Here is a 20,790-nt window from a genome sequence, read left to right on the forward strand (position 1 = left end):
TTTCCGCCGTCGCCGCCGTCGCCCTAAGTGATCTTGGGTGGTCAGCCCGCATGATGGTTGACCTGCGGCGGTGACACTCTGTACCGCAGGGCACGCGGAGCGTTCGGTGCTCATTGCGTTCGCGGGTGGGCTGCCGTACGTTGCCGTCGTCGTCAAGCGATACGGGGGCACGACGTGACCGGCGGGTCTTCTTTCGGTATGTCCAGAATCGTTCTCGGGATTCTGGCGGTGACGTTCCTCCAATTCGTGACCGTTGATCGGGCGGCGGCGAAGCCGCCGTGCCCGGCGGTGATGGCGAGCCTCTCCGCCGCGGAGGCGACGGCGCGGAACTGCGCCGGGCCGGTCGAGGCGCTGGACCGGCGGACCGTCGACTCGCGGACGCTGATCGCCGGCGACGGCACGGCGACGGTCGAGCACCACGTCGCGCCGCGCTGGGTGCGCCGCGCCGACGGCGGCTGGGCGGACATCGACACGACGCTGCGGTTCGTGGACGGTGCCGTGGCACCGGCCGCGACGCTGGTGCCGGTGACGTTCTCGGCCAAGGGCACGGGACCGCTGGCCACGCTGTCGCTGGACGGCCGGCGGATCGCGATGTCGTGGCCGGGCGGCCGGCTGCCGGTGCCGGTGCTGTCCGGTGCGACGGCGACGTACGAGGACGTCCTGCCGGGTGTCGACCTGCGGATGACGGCGCTCGCCGACGGCTTCTCCGAGGTGCTCGTCGTGGAGTCGCCCCAGGCGGCGGCGAACCCGGCCCTGGCGAAGCTCGCGTTCGGCCTGGAGGCGACCGGGGTGACCCTGGGCGTCTCCGAGGACGGCGGGGTCCACGCCAAGGACGGCAAGGGACAGGTCGTGTTCACCTCGCCGCGCGCACTGATGTGGGACAGCGCGGCCGACGGGACGGGCGACGCGGTGACGGCGAAGTCCGCGAAGGCGCCGACCGGTGGGCACGGCGCGCCGCGGATCAAGACGATGGGTGAGTCGCTGTCCGGTGGCAAGCTGACGATCACCCCGGACAAGGCGTTCCTGACCGACCCCGCGACGCGGTACCCGGTCTACATCGACCCGACGTTCACCGGCGGCAAGTCGGGCAACGCCTGGGCGGTGGTGGCGAGCCGGTCGGACCTGGCGGGTTCGAAGTTCTGGCAGACGACGTTCATGTCCAACAGCGGCACCTACGGCGACGCCGGTTCCGGTCTGACCTGTGACAACTTCACCGGCAACACGTGCACCAGCACCACGTACAAGGTGCGGTCGCTGTTCCGGATGGAGACCTACGGCGCCGCCGGCGCGACGGTGATCAGCTCCAACTTCGAGATCACCCAGAAGTGGTCGTGGACCTGCAACACCGCCTCCGACGCGAAGCTGTGGGTGATCGGCGGGTTCGACAGCAACACGACGTGGAACAACCAGCCCTCGTGGGACGGCGCCCACACCTCGACCACCCCGGGCAACCGCGCGGTCGGTTCGGCGAACGGATGTCAGGCGCCCGGGACCGTCAGCTTCGACGCGACCGGCATGGTGCAGTGGGGCTTCTCCCAGGGCTGGTCCGTGCTCAACCTCGGCCTGCAGGCGCTGAGCGAAGGCACGAACCAGCAGTGGAAGCGGTTCGACTCCTCGACCGCCACGCTGAAGATCCGCTACGACCACGCCCCGACCACGCCGGCCCTGTCGGACCTGAAGGTCGGCCCGAACGGCTTCACCAGCTGCGGTCCGTCCGCGGGCACCGCCACGCGCGTCAACACGACGAACGGCCTGACCCTCAACGCCGTGCTGAGCGACGTCGACGCCCCGGCCGGGGACCTTGTCAAGGCCGAGTGGGCCGTGACCGGTGTCGCGGCGCAGTACGCGCCGGCGCCCGAGACGGCGGGGCTGACGTCCGGGTCGAACCACCAGACGACGATCCCGGCGGCCGCGTTCACCAACGGCGCCGCGATCTCCTGGCAGGCGCGCGGCGTCGACACCGACAACGACGCGGCCGGGGGCTGGAGCCCGGCCTGCCACCTGCTGGTGGACAACACCGCGCCCAGCCCGCCCGGGGTCACCAGCACCGACCTCGCGCTGCGGGTCGGCGTCGGTATCGTCCCGGCGCCGAAGCCGACCACCGCGGTCGTCGGCCGCAGCGCGACGGTGACCTTCGCCGCCGACGCCGCCGACGTGGGGTCGATCGTCGGCTTCCGGTACGGGGTGAGCGCCGACATGGACGCGACCCCGACGATCTGGGTCGCCGCCGCCGCGGACGGCACCGCGCAGGCGGCCGTGGTGCCGCTGGACGCGGTGTTCTACAACAGCGTCGTCGTCACCGCCGTCAAGGCCGACGGCACCGCCGGCGCCTCGACGTCCGCCAGGTTCCGGGTGGCCGCGGCGACGGGCACCCCGCACGTGCTGGGCGACGCGACCGGTGACGGCCGGGCCGACGTGACCCTCCTGTCCGACGTCGGCGGCGGCAAGAGCGCGCTGTGGCGGTGGGACGCCACCGCGGCCGGCACCGGCGCGTTCAATGCCCCGGTCGCGCCGCAGGGCAACGCCGGGATCTACACCACCGCCACGACGCTGTCGGCGACCGGCGACTTCGACGGCAACGGACAGTCCGACGTCGCGACGCTCGCGCCGGCCGGTTCCGACGTCACCGTGACCGTTCAGCAGTCGGACGCCAACCAGCTGCTCTCCACCCCGGTCCTGCGGACCATGACCGGCTGGACCCTGTCGAGGATCAAGGCGGTCGGCGGCGGCGACGTCAATGCCGACGGCAAGGCCGACCTGACCGTCGCCTACGACAACGGCAACGTCAGCTGGACGCTCTTCGTCCTGCTGTCCACGTCGACCCCAGGGTCGGTGAGCTTCGCCGCGCCCGCCGACTGGTACCACTTCCCGGTCGGCGGCTCGGACCCCAGCAAGGTGAAGCTGGTCTTCGGCGACTTCAACGGCGACGGCCGGTCCGACGTCGGCCAGTTCTACGACTACGGCAACGTGCACACCAAGCTGTGGATGCACTGGTCGCAGACGAACAACACGTACACCGAGTCGACGCTGACCTGGGACTCCGGCGTCGGTGGCTGGGGCTCGCAGGCCAGCAAGTACGTCGCCGGGGACTTCACCGGCGACGGCAAGACCGACATCGTCTCCTTCTACTTCCCCGGCGGCGTCCTCAACGGCACCCTGGGCATGTCCACCTTCGTGGCGAAGGCCGACGGCACCGGCATCAACGCGCCGACCACCACCTGGACCTCGCCCGCCAACACCTGGGACTGGACCGTCACCGAGCCGCAGCCGGGCGACTTCAACGGCGACGGCAAGGCCGACATCGCCCTCACGTACGGCTGCTGCGGCCCGTACCAGCGCAGCCTGTACACGTTGACCTCGACCGGCCCGTCCTTCGGCGCACCGGCGCTGCGGTGGCAGGGCGGCATCGGCCCGCTGAGCGGCGGCAGCCTCGCCCTGGACACCACCGGCACCGTCCGGTACCAGCTGGTCAACGTCAACTCCGGCAAGTGCCTGCAGATCACCGGGGCGTCCACCACCAGCGGGGCGTGGGCCCAGCAGTCGACCTGCAACGCCACCGCGACCCACCAGCTGTTCACCGCTGAACGGGTCGGCGCCGTGAACACCTACCTCCACCCGGTCCACGCCCCCGGCCAGTGCCTGGCCGTCCCGGGCGGCTACACCACCGACAACGCCGGCATCGGCCAATGGGCCTGCAACACCGCCCCCGACCAGTTCCAGCAGCTGGACTACGTCGCGGGCACCGGGCAGAACACCATGGTCCGGATCCGTCCGACCCACTCCAACAAGTGTGTCGCCATCCCCAACGGCTCCCTCGCCGAAGGCACCGGCGCCATCCAATGGACCTGCGGCGCCTACGCCGACCAGACCTGGTACCTGCGCATCGTCCCCTGATCACGACCGTGCTTCTGGTCCTGCGGGTTGTTGGTCGCGTGACGTCAATCGTGAAGGAGCGCCCGATGTTGCGGCGAGTTCTTGCCCTGTCCCTCCCCGCGGTGCTCGCGGCGACCATCGGTGCCCAGGCGTCGGCATTCGCCGCGCCGCCGAAGCGGATCGGCAAGCCGGCACCGGTCCAATCCGTGCCGGGCTCCTACAGCCGCCCGGCGACGTCGTCGGTCAAGTCGCTGCTGGGCGGCGCGGCACCGGTGTCGGTGCGGTGGCCGGCGGCGACCACGGCCGACGTGACGCTGGCGGTCGCCGGTGACCTGTCCCCGGCGGTGGACCGGGACGTCTCGGCGGCGGTCGCGGTGCCGAACACGCCCGTGCGACTGACCGCCGCGTCGGTGAGCGGCAAGGCGGCGGCGAAGCTGCAGCAGGCCGGCGCGGCACCGAAGATGCGCGTCGAGGTGCTGCCGCACCAGACGGACGCGCATCACCCGGTGGTGCTGCGGCTGTCCCGTGTGGACGGTGCCGCGGCAGCCGGTGGCTCGGTGCGCGTGTCGCTGGACTACAGCGGTTTCCGCGATGCCTACGGCGGCGACTGGTCGAGCCGTCTGCAGCTGGTACGCCTGCCGGAATGCGGATTGAGCACCCCGGGCGCGGCAGCCTGCCAGGCGACGCCGCTGAGCACGGTGAACGACGCGGGGTCCCGGTCGGTGTCCGCGATGGTGCCGGCGTCCGGGGGCGTCGTCGCCCTCGCCGCGTCGACGCAGTCCTCCAACGGCGGCGGTGACTTCGGGGCCACCACCCTGTCCGCGACGAGCAGCTGGGCCGGTGGCGGCTCGGGCGGCGACTTCACCTACAGCTACCCGATCCAGGCCCCGCCGCCGATCGCGGGTCCTGCGCCGGCGGTGGCATTGAGCTACTCGTCCGGCTCGATGGACGGGTTGACCGCGGCGACGAACAACCAGCCGTCGTGGGCGGGCGAAGGGTTCGACTACGCCCCTGGCATGATCAACCGCAGCTACGTGGGCTGCGCCGACGACGGCAAGACCGGCATCGGCGACTACTGCTGGGCCACCGACAACGCGTCGCTGTCGATGCCCGGTCACGCGGGCGAGCTGCTGCAGGTGTCGACGAACCCGGACGTCTGGAAGCTGCGGGCCGACGACGGCACGAAGGTCGAACGGTTGACCGGGGCGACCAACGGCGCGCTCAACGGCGAGCACTGGAAGGTCACGACGACCGACGGCTGGACGTACTGGTTCGGTCTGAACCGGCTGCCCGGCTGGAGCACCGGCAAGCCCACCACGGCATCCGTGTTCACCGTGCCGGTGTTCGGCAACAACACCGGCGAGCCGTGCTACAACGCGACGTTCGCCAACGCCTGGTGCGACCAGGGTTCGACGTGGAACCTCGACTACGTCGAGGACCCGCGCGGCAACACGATGTCCTACTGGTACGACCAGGAGATCAACCACTACGGCCGCAACGTGACGGCGTCGGCGGTGTCGACGTACGTCCGTGGCGGGCACATCGACCACATCGACTACGGCACCCGCAAGGACGCCGGGGTCGACAGCATCTACAGCGCCGGGTTCGCGCCCGCGCGGGTCAGCTTCGGCACGGCGGACCGGTGCGAGACGGCGGGTGCCACGTGTGTGCAGAGCAATCCGTCGAACTGGCCGGACGTGCCGTGGGACCAGCAGTGCGACTCGACCACGTCGTGCCCGACCCAGTTCTCGCCGGCGTTCTTCACTTCCAAGAAGCTGGCCACGATCACGACCCGGGTCTGGTCCGGCACCGGCACGACCTACCGTGACGTGGAGCGGTGGACGTTCAACACGGTGATGAAGACGCCCGGCGACGGCCATCCGAAGCTGCTCTGGCTGGACAGCATCTCGCACGCGGGTCTCGAGGACGGCACCACCCTGACGATGCCGGACGTGAAGTTCACGTCGGTGTCGATGAGCAACCGGGTGGACACGTCGCCGACGAAGAACCCGATCCAGCGGCTGCGGATCTCGTCGGTGCAGTCCGAGTTCGGCAGCGAGATCGCGGTCACGTACTCGCCGCCGGAGTGCGTGCTGAACACGAACATGCCGGCCTCGGCCGAGTCGAACACGAAGCGGTGCTATCCGGTGTACTGGACGCCGTACGGCACGAGCACGGCGACGTTCGACTGGTTCCACAAGTACGTGGTCACCGGGGTCACGGTCACCGACAAGACCGGCGCGCCCGTGTCGAGGGTCGGCAAGCAGGAGACCTACCAGTACATCGGCACGCCCGGCTGGCACTACGACGACAACGAGCTGGTGCCGGTGGCGCACAAGTCGTGGGGTCAGTGGCGGGGCTACCAGAAGGTCCGCACGCTCACCGGCGCGGCCGACACCGCCCAGCTGCAGACCGACACGATCTACTTCCGTGGCATGCACGGCGACAAGCTGCCCAACAACGGCAGCCGCACCGCGCAGATCGCGGCGGACCCCGACTTCGGCGGCACGGCGATCGACGACGAGGACTGGCGGGTCGGCCAGGTCCGCGAGACGATCAGCTACAACGGGGTCGGCGACGCCGCGCCGGTGCTGTCCAAGACGCTGACCACGCCGTGGGAGTACGGCCCGACCGTCACCCGGACCCGTAACGGTGTGACGACGAAGGCCTACGTCGCCAGCGTCAAGTCGTCGACGACGAAACTGGCGCTGGACGCGAGCCGCGGCTGGATGACCACGAGCGTGACCAACACGTTCGACGCCGACGCCGGGCTGCCGACCAAGATCGGCCGGATCGTCAAGGTCGACACCGCCAACGACACCAGCACCACCACCGACGACCGGTGCACGCTGACGACGTACGCCACCGACCCCGCCGGGAAGATCCTGAACGCGGTGGCGCAGGAGCAGGTCATCGCGGCGCCGTGCTCGAACCCGACCCCGAACCTCGCCACCGACCTCATCTCCGACGTGCGGACCTGGTACGACGGCGCGACCAGCTTCGACAAGTCGGTGTCGACCGGCGTCGTCACCAGGAGCGAGGTGGTCGGCAGCATCAGCGGCGGCAACCCGGTCTACGTCAAGAAGGCCGAGGCCACCTACGACCCGTACGGCCGGGTGCTGACCTCGACCGACGCCTTGAACCGGGTGACCACGACCGCCTACACGCCGTCGGCAGGCTCGCAGGCGACCTCGATCTCGGTGAAGAACCCGAAGCTGTGGGAGACGGTCACCACGATCAACCCGGCGTTCGGCAACGTGACGTCCCAGGTGGACCCGAACGGCCGCCGGACCGACGCCACCTACGACGCGCTCGGCCGCACGGTGGCGGTGTGGGAACCGGACCGCAGCAAGTCGGCCGGCCAGTCCGCCACGACGAAGTACGCCTACGTCATCGCCGGCACGACAGCGATCACGTCGGTGGCGACCTCCACGCTGAACACCGCCGGCGACGGGTACATCACCTCGTACCAGCTCTACGACGGGCTGCTCCGGCCGAGGCAGGCGCAGCGCCCGGCCGTCGGTGGCGGTGTCGTGCTGACCGACACCATCTACGACTCGCGGAGCCTGGCCGTGCAGGCCAACAACGCGTACTTCCAGGCCGGGGTGTCGTGGGGCAACCTGTTCACCCCGTCCAGCCCGACGCCCAGCCGGGCGCTGACGGTGTACGACAACGCGGGCCGGGCCACCGACGTCATCTACCAGGTGTCGGGCGTCGAGAAGTGGCGGACGAAGACCACGTTCGGCGGCGACCACACCGACACGACGCCGCCGGCCGGTGAGACGCCGACCTCGGTGTGGATGAACGCGCTCGGGCAGACGACACAGATCCGCCAGTACCGCGGCACCACCCCCACCGGCGCCTACGACACGACGACATACACGTACAACAAGCGTGGCAACACCGAGACGATCACCGACCCGGCCCTCACGGTGTGGTCGTTCACCTTCGATGTGCGTGGCCGGACCCTCACGACCGTCGACCCGGACCGGGGCACCACCGAGTTCACCTATGACGACGCGGACCAGCAGCTGACCGTCAAGGACGGCCGCAACGTCACCCGCACCAGCGTCTACGACGAGCTCGGCCGGGTCACCGACATCTACGAGGGCACCGTCGCCACCGGTACGAAACTGATCCACAACGACTTCGACGGCGTGCTCAAGGGCGAGCTCAGCACGGCGACGCGGTACACGCCCGACGGACGCCAGTACGTCAACGCGATCACCGAGTACAAGCCCGGCACGTACCTGCCCACCAAACTCTCGGTGGTCATCCCGGCGGCCGAGGGCACCCGGCTGGCCGGCACCTACACGACCGAGACGACGTACAACGCCAACGGCACTCCCGCAACGGTGAAGCTGCCCGCGATCGGTGGCACCGGCACCGGGTCGCAGCCGGCGGAGACGCTGACCTACGGCTACGACGCCCTGGGCAACTCCACGACGCTCAGCGGCACGAACTCGTACGTCGCGGCGACGACGTACGACCAGTTCGGGCGGGTCAGCGGCACGCTGTACAACAACGGCAGCAAGAACCTGGCTCAGCTGTGGAGCTACGACCCGGGCACCGACCGGCTGCTGGAGCACGGCGTCTACGACAACGACACGGGCGACGTGTTCCAGGACGTCTACTACGACTACGAGAACTCCGGCCGGATCAAGTCGGTCAGGGACCTCACCAACCAGTACGGCGCCGGCCCGGACGACAACCAGTGCTTCCGCTACGACTACCTGCAGCACCTGACGAACGCCTGGACGCCGGCAAACGGCGACTGCACCGCCGACCCGGCCAACGTCCAGGCGTCGGCGCTGGGCGGGCCCAGCCCGTACTGGCAGGCATGGACCTACGACGCGGCGGGCAACCGCAAGACCCAGACGGACCGCACCGCCGCCGGCGACACGACCGCCACGTCGACCTACGCGGCGCCGACGGCGAGCCAGCCGCACGCGCTGGCCTCGCTGTCCGTGCAGCCGCCGACCGGGGCCGCGACCAGCAACACGTACGACTACGACCCGGCGGGCAACACCACCGGCCGGGCACTGGCCGGGCAACCCGCGCAGGAGCTGAAGTGGGACGCGGAGGGCAGGCTCAAGTCGGTCACCGACACCGCCGGTACCTCCTCGTACGTGTACGACGCGGCGGGCAACCGGCTCATCGCCCGCGACGGCACCGGCACCACCCTCTATCTTGCCGGTCAGCAGGTGCATGTCTCCCCGTCGAACCAGGTCACCACGACCCGGTTCTACGGCACCGGCGCGGTCCGCACCACCGCGGGCGGGCTCGCGTGGACGGTCGCCGACCACCACGGCACCGGCGAGTTGGTGTTCAGGGCCTCCGACCTGGCCAAGACCCAGCGCCGGACGACCCCGTTCGGTTCGCCTCGCGGCGCGAACCCGGCGTGGCCGACCACCCGCGGCTTCGTCGGCGGGACCATCGACCCGACCGGCCTGACCCAGATCGGTGCCCGGCCGTACGACGCGGCACTGGGCCGGTTCATCTCCGCCGACCCGGTCTTCAACAGCGGTGACGTCCAGGCGTTCAACAGCTACGGCTACGCCAACTACAACCCCGTGTCCGACAGCGACCCGTCCGGGCTGGTGCACGACAACGGCGGCTCCGGCGGCATCGACATCAAGGTCCTGTACTTCAACGACGGCAAGTACTACTACCGGAAGCTGGGCATCGCGGTAACGGCACCGTACTGCCACGCGCGAGGTGGTTGCCACGGTCCGAACCTCAACATGATCTTCCCGGACTACGTCTGGATCACCTCGATCATCGGCGTCGTCAAGCACTCGCTCTACCCGCTGCCGCAGCACACGCTCACGGTCAAGGCCAACACCCCGAAGGTGGCGTGCCCCGTCCCGCCGTCGCCGCCCCCGCCGCCGCCGTCGTGTGGCTTCTTCGACGTGAAGTGCGGCTGGAAACACCCCGGCTGGTGGTGGAACGGCAACAAGGGGTGGGTCTACGCCGCCGGCACCATCGCGAGCATCGCCGCCTGCTTCAACCCCGTGCTGTGCCTCGTCGGCGGGGCGCTGATGTCCGGGATGTCGATGGCGGACCGCACCTACGAGTTCGTCAACAGCGGCGGCTACAAGGACGGGTGGATGGCCTGGGGCGGATTCGCCCTCGGCACGGGCATCGACGCCTTGGGGTTCATCCCCGGGGCGGCGTTGGCCAGTCGCGGCGCGACCGCCGGCGAACACATGGTGGGGGCGGCGGCCCGCACCTGTGGACACAGCTTCGACCCCTCGACCGAGGTCCTGCTCGCCGACTCCTCGACGAAGCCGATCAAGGATGTCGTGGTCGGCGACAAGGTCAGGTCGACAGATCCGCAGACCGGCGCCGACACCGCGGAGACGGTCACGGCGCTGCACGTCAACCAGGACACCGACCTGGCCGACGTCACGGTGCTGACCGCGGAGGGCGCGTCGGTCCTGCACACGACGCAGCACCACCCGTTCTGGAACGAGACGCGCCACGAGTGGACCGACGCGGCCGCCCTGCGCGCGACGGACCTGCTGCGCGCCGCCGACGGCACCGTGCAGATCGTGATCTCGGTCGTCGTGTTCACCGGCGACAAGCAGATGCGCGACCTCACCGTCACCCGGCTGCACAACTACTACGTGCTGGCCGGCTCCGTCCCGGTCCTCGTCCACAACTGCCCGAACCCGCTGCTCGGCTGGACGCACTGGGACGGCGCCGGCGGCATGGAAGAGGCGCTGAGAGGCAACTGGAACGATGGTCTGAGCTGGGAGCACGTCGTCGAGCAGTCGCAGATCGACAAGGCCTATTACAGCGGGTTCGATCCCCGGATCATCCACCACCCGGACAACCTCATCCGGATGGACATGAAGTTGAACTCGGCGAAGAACATCTACTACAGCAGTAGGCACTCCTTCACCAATGGGGTGCCGTTGCGCAAGTGGATCGCGAACGAGGGATGGACGTACCAGCAGCAGCGCAGCTTCGGTCTGTACATAATCAACCTTCTGGAAACGGGCAGGCCGCTTCCCGGGTGATGAGAGGAGCAGGCGTGTTCACCACCCTGGGTGCCCAGGTCTGGGACGACAGCCTGGGCCTGGCCATGCGGATGCTCACCGAGGGCGAGGACGTGGCCCTTGATCAGCCGGTGGCGATGCGGCATCTGGCCTACGTCGCCTGGTTCGACAGTCGCGTGGAGGGTTCCAGTCTGAGTCAGGCGCTGGAGTGGCATCCGGCGGAGCGGATGTTGAAGGTGGCGGCCGGCTGCGACTACTTCGGGCTGAGTGGGCTTGCGGAGCTGATCCGTGAGCTCGCGGCGGACCACGAGAACGTCGAGCGGGCGATGGCCCTGGACGGCGAGTACCGGGACCGCAGGGGCCGCGATCCCGAGGACAACCGGATCGTGGACGCCATTGAGGAACGCCTGCGGAGCGCGCCGCAGGATTTCGGCCTGGTGTGAGTGGCGGGTGCCGGCCGGCACCCGCCGTTACAGGCGCTTCTCGAACCAGTGGTGGGCGTAGGGCTCGTCGTTGAAGGCGGGCACCTCCTTGTAGCCGGTGCTGCGGTACAGCGCGATCGCCTCGGTGAGGTTGCGGTTGGTGTCCAGGCGGACGGAGCGGTGGCCGGCCTCGGCGGCGTGGCGCTCCAGCTCGCCCAGGATGCGGCGGCCGAGGCCCAGGCCGCGGACGGTGCCGGAGACCCAGACGCGCTTGATCTCGGCGGGGGCGTCGCGGTGGAGTTTCAGGGCGCCGCAGCCGACGGGCTCGCCGGACAGGGTGGCGAGGAGGAACGCGCCCCGGGGCGGGGTCAGGTCCTCGTCGTCGACCGGTCTGCTGACGCCCGTGTCGAAGCCGTCGTCGAAGCGCTGGGACAGCTCGCGGGCGTAGGCGCGCAGGCAGGCGCGGGCCCGTGGGTCGGCCGGCGGGCAGACCGTGAGCTCGACCATCGAGGCCAGCAGCAGGCGCTCGACCTCCGCCATCGCGGTCGCCAGGCGGGACCGCTGGGTGTCGCTGAGCGGGCCGAGGATCGAGTGCGCCAGGTCGTCGGAGGCGCGGTCGAGGATCGCCCACTCGGCCCGCCCGGCGTCCGTCAGCGAGGCTTCGCGGACGCGCGCGTCGCCGCTCGTACCGGCGCCGACGACGACAAGGTCGTCAGCCTCGAGGGCCCGCAGCAGGCGGCTCAGGTAGCCGGCGTCGAGGCCGAGGCGGGCGCGCAGGGCGGCCACCTCGGCGCCGGCGGGGCCGATCTCCCACAGCAGGCGGGCCTGGCCGAGCGGGCGGCCGCGGGACAGGTATTCGTCGTCGAGCGCGCCGACGCGCTGCGTCACGGTCCGGTTGAAGCGGCGGACGGTCTGGAGGAGTTCCACATGTCTGACTATAGTCAGGTAACGCTCCGCAGTGGTATCCGCCAGGCATACTCGACGCGTGAAACGAGGCTGGTTGCTCGCGGTGGTCGCGACGACGCTGATGGGCTGCATCGGGCCGTTCGCCGACACGGTCGACGAGGCGCTCCAGGACACCCCCGGTGACTACGACGAGTGCTGCATCAACGCCGAGCGGCCGCTGCTCGGCAAGCTCGCCGGCACCCCGATCACCGTGGTGACCGCCCCGGACTTCCCCGGGTTCCGGGTCGACGCCGTCGTCACGACGCACCAGTTCGACGCCGCCACCGAGAAGAAGGTGACCTGGGAGAAGGACGGCGACGGGCTGATCGCGCCGGACGACGCCCACGACTACGTGCTCGCCCTCGTCGCCGGCGTGCCCGGCGGCGACTCGAAGGCGTACCCGCAGACGGTCGTGACCGTCGTGAAGGGGGCTGCCTACGAGTCCACGCCGCTCGTCGACCCGTCCAACGGCAGCCGCATCAGCTCGGTGATCCTCGCCGTGCGGGTCCCCGCCGGGCAGACGGTCCTGCTCACCGCCGAGGACCCCGGCCCGGGCGACCCCGCGGTCGACCTGCGCACCGGCCGCGCCGTGAAGTTCCCCGCCGATGCGTAGCCGCCTGCTCGCCCTCGCCGGCGTCGCGGCGGCCCTGGCGGTCGCGTTCGCGATCCGGGCGGTCGACGACGGCGCGCTGCGCCAGTACTCCGGGACCGCGCTGTACGCCTCCATGATCTACGCCGGGGTCTTCGTCCTGCGGCCCCGGACGACCCCGCTCGTCGCGGGCGCCGTCGCGATCGCCTGGTGCTGGGCGGTGGAGCTGGCGCAGCTGACCGGCGTCCCCGCCGAGCTGTCCGCGCGGAGCCTCCTGGCGCGGTACGCGCTCGGCGTGAAGTTCGACGCTGTCGACCTGGCCTGGTACCCGGTCGGCGTCGTGCCGCTGGTCCTCGTACACCTCGCGCTAACGCGAAAGTTTCATGCCGTGACCAGGCAGGACGACCCGGCCAGACGGTGATATGCCCGCGCCGGGGCGGTGACGCGGTTCAATCCGCGCACCGCCACCCGGAGAGGAGCACCACCCATGCGCAGGAGGATTCTCGGCGCAGTCGCGGCGCTCGGGGTCGCCGCCGCCACGACGGTCATCGCCGTGGCAGCCTCGACCCCGGCGACAGCCGCCCCCGCGTACAACTACGCGGAGGCACTGCAGAAGTCCATCTGGTTCTACGAGGCCCAGCAGGCCGGGCCGAAGCCCGCGTGGAGCCGGGTCGGGTGGCGCGGCAACGCCGCCACGACCGACGGCGCCGACGTCGGCCTCGACCTGACCGGCGGCTGGTTCGACGCCGGCGACCACGTGAAGTTCGGCTTCCCGATGGCGTTCTCGACCACCATGCTCGCGTGGGGTGCGGTGGAGTACCGCGACGCGTACGTGCAGTCGGGGCAGCTGACCAACCTGGTGAACAACCTGAAGTTCGTCAACGACTACTTCATCAAGGCGCACCCGTCCCCGAACGTCCTCTATGGACAGATCGGCTCCGGCAACCCCGACCACGCCTGGTGGGGCCCGGCCGAGGTGATGCCGATGGCGCGACCCTCGTACAAGATCGACGCCACCTGCGGCGGCTCGGACCTCGCCGGTGAGACGGCCGCCGCCATGGCCGCCTCGTCGATCGTGATCCGCCCGACCGACGCCGCGTACGCCGACAAGCTCGTCACGCACGCGAAGCAGCTGTACACGTTCGCCGACACCGTGCGCCGCAAGTACAGCGACTGCATCACCGACGCGGCCAGCTACTACAACTCGTGGAGCGGCTTCAACGACGAGCTCGTGTGGGGCGCGATCTGGCTCTACCGCGCCACCAACGACGCGGCCTACCTCACGAAGGCCGAGGCCGGCTACGACAACCTCAGCAACGAGAACCAGACCACGACGAAGTCCTACCGGTGGACGATCGCGTGGGACGACAAGTCGTACGGCTGCTACGTGCTGCTCGCCAAGCTCACCGGCAAGCAGCGGTACGTCGACGACGCCAACCGCTGGCTGGACTACTGGACCGTCGGCGTCAACGGGCAGAAGGTGCCCACGTCACCCGGCGGCCAGGCGGTGCTGGACAGCTGGGGCTCGCTGCGGTACGCCGCGAACACGTCCTTCGTGGCGCTGCTCTACAGCGACTGGCTCACCGACGCCACCCGCAAGGCCCGCTACCACGACTTCGGCGCCCGGCAGATCAACTACATCCTCGGCGACAACCCCCGCAAGTCCAGCTACATGATCGGCTTCGGGGCGAACCCGCCGAAGAACCCGCACCACCGCACCGCGCACGGGTCGTGGACGGACCAGATCACCAACCCGGAGGTCTCGCGGCACACGCTGTACGGCGCGCTCGTCGGCGGGCCGTCGTCGCCGAACGACGCCTACACCGACAGCCGGTCCGACTACGTGATGAACGAGGTCGCCACCGACTACAACTCCGGGCTCACCTCCGCCCTCGCCCGCATGTACGGCGAGTACGGCGGCACGGCGCTGTCCGGCTTCCCGGCCGCGGAGACCCCGGACGGGCCGGAGATGTACGTCGAGTCCTCCATCAACACCCCCGGGACCACGTTCACCGAGGTCAAGGCGATGGTCTACAACAAGTCGGCGTGGCCGGCGCGGACCCTCGACCAGGGCTCGTTCCGCTACTACTTCACCCTCGACGGCGCCACCACGCCCGCGCAGATCTCGCTCAGCAGCGCCTACAACCAGTGCTCCGCGCCCACCGGCCCGACGCTGGTCAGCGGCAGCACGTACTACGTCACCGTCAGCTGCGCCGGGCAGAAGATCGCCCCGGCCGGCCAGTCCGCGTGGCGGCGCGAGGTGCAGTTCCGCATCTCGTCCGCCGGCACCTGGGACCCGACGAACGACTGGTCGTTCCCGGCCGGCGCCACGCAGAGCCCGAACAGCCACATCACGCTGTACGACGGGGCCACCAAGGTCTGGGGCGACGCCCCCGGCACCGGGCCGGTCGACACCACCCCGCCGTCGGCGCCGGGCAGGCCCGCGTTCACGAACGTCACGTCGACGTCGGTCACCGCCTCGTGGGCGGCGTCCACCGACAACGTGGGCGTCGCGTCCTACCGGGTGTCCTCGGCGGCCGGGGTCGTCGGCACCACGAGCGGCACGTCCGTCGCGATCACCGGTCTCTCGCCGGCGACCGCGTACAGCTTCACGGTCGTCGCGGTCGACGCCTCCGGCAACACGTCGGCGGCCTCGCCGGTCGGCACCGTCACCACCGAGCCGGCGACCGGTGACGTCACCCCGCCGTCGAAGCCCGGCACGCCCGTCGCGTCGGCGGTCACCAGCAGCGGCGCGACCCTCACCTGGGCCGCGTCGACCGACGCCGTCGGCGTCACCGGCTACGACGTCCTGCGCCTCGGCGGCACCGCCGGACCGGTCGTCGTCGCCACCGCCACCGGCACGACCGCCACGGTCACCGGCCTGACGGCGTCCACGGCGTACCAGTTCGCGATCCGGGCGAAGGACGCCGCCGGCAACCTGTCGGTGCTGTCCGACCCGGTCACGGTCACGACCACCGGCACCAGCACCGGCAAGTCCTGCGAGGCCACCTACCGCGTCACGAACCAGTGGGGCGACGGCTTCAACGGCGAGGTGACCGTGCGCAACTCCGGCGGCCAGGCGATCACCGGCTGGACGGTCACGTTCACGTTCCCGGGCAACCAGCGGGTCACCAACGGCTGGTCCGGCGTCTGGACGCAGACCGGCGCCGCCGTCACGGTCCGCAACGCCGACTGGAACGGCGCACTGGCACCCACCGCGTCGACGGCGGCCGGGTTCAACGCCTCCGTCAGCGGCACCAACACCGCTCCGGCCACGGTCACCTGTACCGCGAGCTGAATCAATCCGGTCGGCCCCGGCGCACCACGCGCCGGGGCCGTACCATTGGCAGGGATGATCGACCTCGATGTGCCCGCCGCCACGGTGCCACCCCGGCGCCGCCGCGGCGTGCTGCCGCGGGTCGCGGTGCTGGCCGCGTGCGTCGTGACGGCCGCCGTCCCGGCCGCCGCGCCCGTGCCGGTGTCGGTCGGGCAGCGGCTGCCGATCCCCAGCTACTGCACCGGCGACCCGCTGCCGGGCGGCCGCCTCAACATCGTGCAGGACCACGTGTACATCCTCCTCGACGGCCAGACCGGCGTGGTCCTGAGCACCGGCCGCTGCCCCCGTTGACCACCGACGTCCTGTTCCTCGGTGGCCGGTCCGGCGTCGGCAAGAGCAGCGTGGCGCTGGAGCTGCACGCGCAGCTGTCGGCGGCCGGTGTACGGCACTGCGTCGTCGAAGGGGACAACCTCGACCTCGCGTACCCGCCGCCGTGGGAGCACCACCTCGCGGAGCGCAACCTCGCCGCCATGTGGGCCAACTACCGCGCCCTCGGCTACCGCCGCCTGATCTACACCAACACCGTCAGCGTCCGGCAGGTCTCCGCGCTCACGGCCGCGATGGGCGACGACCCACGCGTCACCGCCGTCCTGCTCACCTCCTCCGACGCGACCGCCCGCACCCGCCTGGCCCGCCGCGAGATCGGCACCGCCTACGACCTGCACGTCTCGCGCAGCGACGCCGCCGCCAGGTCCCTCGACGCGTCGGTCCCGCCGTCGGTACACCGGATCCCCACCGACGACAGAACCGTCGCCGACGTCGCCACCGAGATCCTGGCCCTGACCGGCTGGCCGTCCCGTTAGGCGCCGCCTACCGCAGGTGCACCTCGACGCCGTGTTCGTGCAGGACCGTGAGCGCGTCGTCCCCGGCGGTGTGCCGTTCGTCGAGGACGACGGTGCCGACATTGCCGTCCGGTGCGCCCGCTGCCGCCACGGCGTCGTGGAGCCGGCCCGCAGGGCGGCAGCCGACCAGCACGAAGCGTTCGTACAACGGCGGCGGCGCATCCCCGAACATGCCTTCGACATCCACGCAGGTGCCGAACGGTGCCTCGTCGACGTTGTCGTCCAGCAGGTTCACGATCCGCCACCGTGGGTGGGGGCGGGCAGCGGCGGGGACGGTGCCGGTGAGCGTATCCGCCGGCGGAAAAAGCGCGTGCGCGGTGTGGGAGTGGCGTGGTGGCATCTGGCATGCGGATCGACCGGGATGATCTGGGTGACCGGATGAAGAGCTATGAGCGGGTGACGAAGGCGGTGCTGCCGCGGCGCACCCACACGCTGCTGCGGGTCGACGGGCGGGCGTTCCACGGGTACCTGCGGGGGGCGGCGAAGCCGTTCGACCACGGGTTCATGGCGGACATGGACGCCGTGGCGGAGGCGCTGTGCGCGGAGATCTCGGGCAGCGTGTTCGCCTACGTGCAGTCGGACGAGGTGTCGGTGCTCGTGGTCGACTTCGCGGGAGCCGGGACGCAGGCGTGGTTCGGGGGCGAGGTGCAGAAGTGGTGCTCGGTCGCGGCGTCGGTGGCGACGGCGACGCTGAACGCGCGGCGGCCCGGGAAGCTCGCGCTCTTCGACGCGCGGGTGTTCACCGTCGCCGACCCGGCCGAGGTCGCCGCGTACTTCATCTGGCGGCAGCGCGACGCCGTCCGCAACAGCATCACCATGGCGGCCCAGGCGGTGTTCCCGCACAGCCGGCTCCAGGGCGTGCACTCCGGGCAGGCCCAGGACATGCTCTACACCGAGCACGGCATCAACTGGAACGACTACCCCGACGGCTGCAAGCGCGGGCGCGTGGTCGTCAAGGCGTCCGGCGAGCGCACGGTCACGTTCGTCCACAAGCGCACCGGCGAGACCGAGACGGTGACGGCCCTGCGGTCGTGGTGGGAGACCCGCCCGGCCCCGCACTTCACGGGCGCCCCGGACGGCTTCCTCGCCACCACGATCCCCGTGTTGCCGCCCCTCTGACCGGCGCGGCGCCCCGGAAAACCACGTGCGCGGGAGCGGCGGGGCGTGTTGCGATCGGGGTATGACGATCGACCGGGACGGGACGGGGGTCCGGATGCGGGTGTTCACGGTGGCGGACTCGGTACTGGTTACCGAGTACGTCGTGCGGCGGCAGCGGGACGCGGTCAGGGAGAGCGTCTCGGCGGCGGTGTTCGCGGTGCTGCCGAGCCGCCGGATCCGCGGCGACCACTCGGGCCCGGCGCGGGGGACGCCGTTCGCCAGGCACGGCGCCGGCCGGGGTGCCCCCATGGGCGGCCGCCGGCAGGTCTGGGGCCCGGCGCGGCGCCGGGGAGCCGGCCGCTCGCCGGCATGCGTCAACGGAACGGCGACGCGAGGACGGTAGTGCGTCAAAACGGGACGGCGACGCAAGGCCGGTAGTGCGTTGACGGGACGGGGACGCGAGGACGGTAGTGCCTGACGACCCCCGGCCGGCCCGCCCCCGAAACTGCGGGCCGGCCGGGGGAGGCGGGCGTCAGAAGCGCTTCGCGGCCTCGACCGCGTCGGCCGTGGCAAGGGCGCGGCCCGCGTCGGCGTCGGCGGTGGCGAGGTTGGGGCGGAAGGTGACCGGCGTGATGTCGGTGATGCCCGCCCAGCGCAGCCACCCCTCGAAGAACGGCCGCTGGAAGTCGGCGCCGAACGCCGGGCCGCGGCCCTCGCCGTAGACGGCGCTGGTGTAGACGACCGCGGCCTTGCGGCCGGTGAGCAGGCCGCTGTACCCCTCGACGGGGTCGAAGCCGAAGACCAGGCCCGGCTGGCTGACCACGTCGATGAGCTGCTTGAGGATGTACGGGACCCCGGCGTTCCACATGGGGACCGAGAAGAGCAGCTTGTCGGCGGCGGCGAGGCGGTCGAACGCGGCGCGCGCGGCGGCCCAGGCGGCGGCGCCCTCGCCGGTGGGCTCGATCCCCGCGAACACGTCCATCTTCGCGCCGGCGGCGGCCGGACCGAACGCCGGCAGCGTGCCGTCCCACAGGTCCCACTCGGCGATCTCATGGTCGGGGTGCTGCTCGCCGTACACCTGCAGAAAACGCGACGCGAGCGCGAGTGACTCGGAGCGGGTGCCGCGCGGGGACGCCGAGATGTGCAGCAGCTTGGTCATCGTGAACCTCCGGAAGAAAGTGTGTGCGCACGCACCTAACAACGGCAAAGCTAGCCACTTGCGTGCGCACGCACAAGAGTTGGTACGGTGTGACGATGGACAACACGGCCGCCTGGGCGGGCCTGCTGCGGGTGCACGCCGCGCTGGTCCCGGTGCTGGACCAGGAGCTGCAGGCGGCCCACGGCCTGCCGCTGACCTGGTATGACGTGCTGCTGGAGCTCAACTCGGCGAAGGACCGCCGGCTCACGATGGGGGAGCTGGGCGCGAAGGCGGTGGTCAGCCGCAGCCGCAGCAGCCGGGTCGTCGACGAGCTCACCCGGGCCGGCCTCGTCGAGCGGGTCGCCAACCCGGCCGACGGGCGCTCGGCGTTCGCGCGGATCACGGCCGCGGGCCGGGCCAGGCTGCGGGCCGCCGCGCCGACCTACCTCGCCGGCATCGAGGCGCACTTCACCAGCAGGATGACCGCGGCCGAGGCGCGCACGGTCGCGACGGCATTGGAAAAAGTGCTCAAGGGGTAGATACTCACCGGGCATGGAGAAGGGCCCGGGTCGTGACCTCGCGCACGCGCTGCGCACCGGCCCGTTCTCCGCGGCGCTGCACCTCGCCATCGAGGACCGCGGCATCCGCCTCGACGAGATCCAGCAGCAGCTCGCCAGCAAGGGCGTCAGTGTCAGCATCACCACGCTGAGCTACTGGCGGCGGGGGCGCAGCCGCCCCGAGCGGCCCGAGTCGCTCAAGGCCGTCCGGCTGCTCGAGCAGATCCTGGCGCTGCCCGAGGAGTCGCTGATCGTGCAGCTCGGGCCGCGCCGCCCGCGGGGGCGCTGGCTGAGCCAGCCGCCGGGCACCATCGACGTCGACCGGCTGTTCAGCGACGGCACCAGCGTGGCGAAGATGGTCGGCGAGCTCGACCGGTGGATGTACCACGAGCTGACCAGGCTGAGCCTGCACGACCTGTACGTCGTCGGGCCCCATCGGCAGGAGCTGGGCCTGACCTGCCGGCAGGTGCTGCGGGCCAACATCGACCGGGTCTCCCGCACCGTGGCGGTCTTCCTCACCGACGACCCGGCCGCGAAGGTGACCATCAGCGCGATCCGCAACTGCCGCATCGGCCGGGTCCGGTCCGACGCCGGCGGGCTCGTCGCGGCGGAGATCATCTTCGACCGGATGCTGGCGCAGGGGGAGACGGTGGTGCTGGAGTACCAGTACCGCAGCGACTCGCTCTCCGCGACCGACAACTACTACCGGGGCTTCTCGACCCCGGTCACGGAGTACGTGCTGCAGGTGCAGTTCGACCACGACGCGGTGCCGGCGCGCTGCCGGCGGTTCGAACGTCGCGCGCTCAACGCGCCGGACCAGGGCGTGTGGGAGACGTGGATCGGCTCGACCCACGGCGCCCACGTCGTCGCGTCCGACGTACCCCCCGGCATCGTCGGCATGCGATGGGAGTGGGAGTGAGCCTCGTTGATCACTCCCACCCCCGGGTGGTGACCGGGCGCCCGATGTCGGCGGGCGCCCGGCCGG

General features: G+C 71.0%; 15 protein-coding genes. 12 read left to right on the forward strand and 3 right to left on the reverse strand.

The genetic code is table 11. The features are described 5' to 3' along the window. Positions 1 to 246 precede the first annotated feature (246 nt). The 3 genes from AB0J72_RS30775 to AB0J72_RS30785 all read left to right on the forward strand — a co-directional run bounded on the left by AB0J72_RS30775 (position 247) and on the right by AB0J72_RS30785 (position 11,320). The gene (locus tag AB0J72_RS30775; protein ID WP_363404630.1) at positions 247 to 3,894 is read left to right on the forward strand and encodes an RICIN domain-containing protein; all 3,648 of its coding nucleotides are present in this window, start codon (positions 247 to 249) and stop codon (positions 3,892 to 3,894) included. 65 nt (positions 3,895 to 3,959) lie between these two features. After that, the gene (locus AB0J72_RS30780) at positions 3,960 to 10,898 is read left to right on the forward strand and encodes an RHS repeat-associated core domain-containing protein (protein ID WP_363404631.1); all 6,939 of its coding nucleotides are present in this window, start codon (positions 3,960 to 3,962) and stop codon (positions 10,896 to 10,898) included. 14 nt (positions 10,899 to 10,912) lie between these two features. After that, the gene (locus tag AB0J72_RS30785) at positions 10,913 to 11,320 is read left to right on the forward strand and encodes a hypothetical protein (RefSeq protein ID WP_363404633.1); all 408 of its coding nucleotides are present in this window, start codon (positions 10,913 to 10,915) and stop codon (positions 11,318 to 11,320) included. A 27-nt stretch (positions 11,321 to 11,347) separates the two neighbouring features. On the opposite strand, the gene AB0J72_RS30790 is transcribed toward AB0J72_RS30785, so the two are convergent. Then, the gene (locus AB0J72_RS30790; protein WP_363404635.1) at positions 11,348 to 12,226 is read right to left on the reverse strand and encodes a helix-turn-helix domain-containing GNAT family N-acetyltransferase; all 879 of its coding nucleotides are present in this window, start codon (positions 12,224 to 12,226) and stop codon (positions 11,348 to 11,350) included. Positions 12,227 to 12,284: 58 nt separating this feature from the next. Here AB0J72_RS30790 and AB0J72_RS30795 point away from each other — a divergent pair, with 58 nt between their 5' ends. From AB0J72_RS30795 to AB0J72_RS30815, 5 genes are all read left to right on the forward strand, one after another. Next, positions 12,285 to 12,857, forward strand: a complete 573-nt coding sequence (locus AB0J72_RS30795; RefSeq protein WP_363404637.1) for a hypothetical protein — start codon at positions 12,285 to 12,287, stop codon at positions 12,855 to 12,857. Beyond that, positions 12,850 to 13,254 (forward strand): DUF2809 domain-containing protein, encoded by a 405-nt coding sequence (locus AB0J72_RS30800; RefSeq protein WP_363404639.1) that lies wholly within the window; start codon positions 12,850 to 12,852, stop codon positions 13,252 to 13,254. Before AB0J72_RS30795 ends, AB0J72_RS30800 begins: the two co-directional genes overlap by 8 nt. Before the next feature lie 66 nt (positions 13,255 to 13,320). Next, the gene (locus AB0J72_RS30805; RefSeq protein ID WP_363404641.1) at positions 13,321 to 16,131 is read left to right on the forward strand and encodes a glycoside hydrolase family 9 protein; all 2,811 of its coding nucleotides are present in this window, start codon (positions 13,321 to 13,323) and stop codon (positions 16,129 to 16,131) included. Positions 16,132 to 16,185: 54 nt separating this feature from the next. Beyond that, positions 16,186 to 16,461 carry a hypothetical protein gene (locus tag AB0J72_RS30810; protein ID WP_363404643.1) on the forward strand — a complete coding sequence of 92 codons (276 nt, stop codon included), beginning with the start codon at positions 16,186 to 16,188 and terminating at the stop codon, positions 16,459 to 16,461. Beyond that, positions 16,458 to 16,973 (forward strand): adenylyl-sulfate kinase, encoded by a 516-nt coding sequence (locus tag AB0J72_RS30815; RefSeq protein WP_363404645.1) that lies wholly within the window; start codon positions 16,458 to 16,460, stop codon positions 16,971 to 16,973. Before AB0J72_RS30810 ends, AB0J72_RS30815 begins: the two co-directional genes overlap by 4 nt. A gap of 7 nt (positions 16,974 to 16,980) precedes the next feature. On the opposite strand, the gene AB0J72_RS30820 is transcribed toward AB0J72_RS30815, so the two are convergent. Further along, on the reverse strand, positions 16,981 to 17,247 hold the full coding sequence (locus AB0J72_RS30820; RefSeq protein ID WP_363404647.1) for a hypothetical protein: 267 nt from the start codon (positions 17,245 to 17,247) through the stop codon (positions 16,981 to 16,983). 143 nt (positions 17,248 to 17,390) lie between these two features. Between AB0J72_RS30820 and AB0J72_RS30825 the strand changes: the two genes are divergently transcribed. Together AB0J72_RS30825 and AB0J72_RS30830 are read left to right on the forward strand one after the other, a co-directional pair. After that, complete coding sequence (locus tag AB0J72_RS30825; protein WP_363404649.1) at positions 17,391 to 18,131, forward strand: tRNA(His) guanylyltransferase Thg1 family protein; 741 nt, start codon at positions 17,391 to 17,393, stop codon at positions 18,129 to 18,131. A 61-nt stretch (positions 18,132 to 18,192) separates the two neighbouring features. Continuing rightward, positions 18,193 to 18,513: a hypothetical protein gene (locus tag AB0J72_RS30830; protein WP_363404651.1), complete on the forward strand. Its 321-nt coding sequence runs from the start codon at positions 18,193 to 18,195 to the stop codon at positions 18,511 to 18,513. Between the two features lie 129 nt (positions 18,514 to 18,642). Here the strand turns inward: AB0J72_RS30830 and AB0J72_RS30835 are convergent, their stop codons facing one another. After that, entirely contained in the window at positions 18,643 to 19,269 is a 627-nt protein-coding gene (locus AB0J72_RS30835; RefSeq protein ID WP_363404653.1) for an NAD(P)H-dependent oxidoreductase, read from the reverse strand. 95 nt (positions 19,270 to 19,364) lie between these two features. Here AB0J72_RS30835 and AB0J72_RS30840 point away from each other — a divergent pair, with 95 nt between their 5' ends. Together AB0J72_RS30840 and AB0J72_RS30845 are read left to right on the forward strand one after the other, a co-directional pair. Beyond that, a complete protein-coding gene (locus AB0J72_RS30840; protein WP_363404655.1) occupies positions 19,365 to 19,787 on the forward strand; it encodes a helix-turn-helix domain-containing protein in 423 nt (140 codons plus the stop codon). Between the two features lie 13 nt (positions 19,788 to 19,800). Next, positions 19,801 to 20,724 carry a hypothetical protein gene (locus AB0J72_RS30845; protein ID WP_344504068.1) on the forward strand — a complete coding sequence of 308 codons (924 nt, stop codon included), beginning with the start codon at positions 19,801 to 19,803 and terminating at the stop codon, positions 20,722 to 20,724. Positions 20,725 to 20,790: the final 66 nt, after the last annotated feature.

Origin of the sequence: Dactylosporangium sp. NPDC049742, assembly GCF_040674675.1 — a bacterium.
Taxonomy (GTDB): Bacteria; Actinomycetota; Actinomycetes; order Mycobacteriales; family Micromonosporaceae; genus Dactylosporangium; species Dactylosporangium maewongense.

Bases quoted from the DNA above. Each gene is read 5' to 3' on its own strand.
- AB0J72_RS30780 (WP_363404631.1), top strand. From the start codon at position 3,960: ATGTTGCGGCGAGTTCTTGCCCTGTCCCTCCCCGCGGTGCTCGCGGCG.
- AB0J72_RS30800 (WP_363404639.1), top strand. From the start codon at position 12,850: ATGCGTAGCCGCCTGCTCGCCCTCGCCGGCGTCGCGGCGGCCCTGGCG.
- AB0J72_RS30805 (WP_363404641.1), top strand. From the start codon at position 13,321: ATGCGCAGGAGGATTCTCGGCGCAGTCGCGGCGCTCGGGGTCGCCGCC.
- AB0J72_RS30810 (WP_363404643.1), top strand. From the start codon at position 16,186: ATGATCGACCTCGATGTGCCCGCCGCCACGGTGCCACCCCGGCGCCGC.
- AB0J72_RS30825 (WP_363404649.1), top strand. From the start codon at position 17,391: ATGAAGAGCTATGAGCGGGTGACGAAGGCGGTGCTGCCGCGGCGCACC.
- AB0J72_RS30830 (WP_363404651.1), top strand. From the start codon at position 18,193: ATGACGATCGACCGGGACGGGACGGGGGTCCGGATGCGGGTGTTCACG.
- AB0J72_RS30835 (WP_363404653.1), bottom strand. From the start codon at position 19,269: ATGACCAAGCTGCTGCACATCTCGGCGTCCCCGCGCGGCACCCGCTCC.
- AB0J72_RS30840 (WP_363404655.1), top strand. From the start codon at position 19,365: ATGGACAACACGGCCGCCTGGGCGGGCCTGCTGCGGGTGCACGCCGCG.
- AB0J72_RS30845 (WP_344504068.1), top strand. From the start codon at position 19,801: ATGGAGAAGGGCCCGGGTCGTGACCTCGCGCACGCGCTGCGCACCGGC.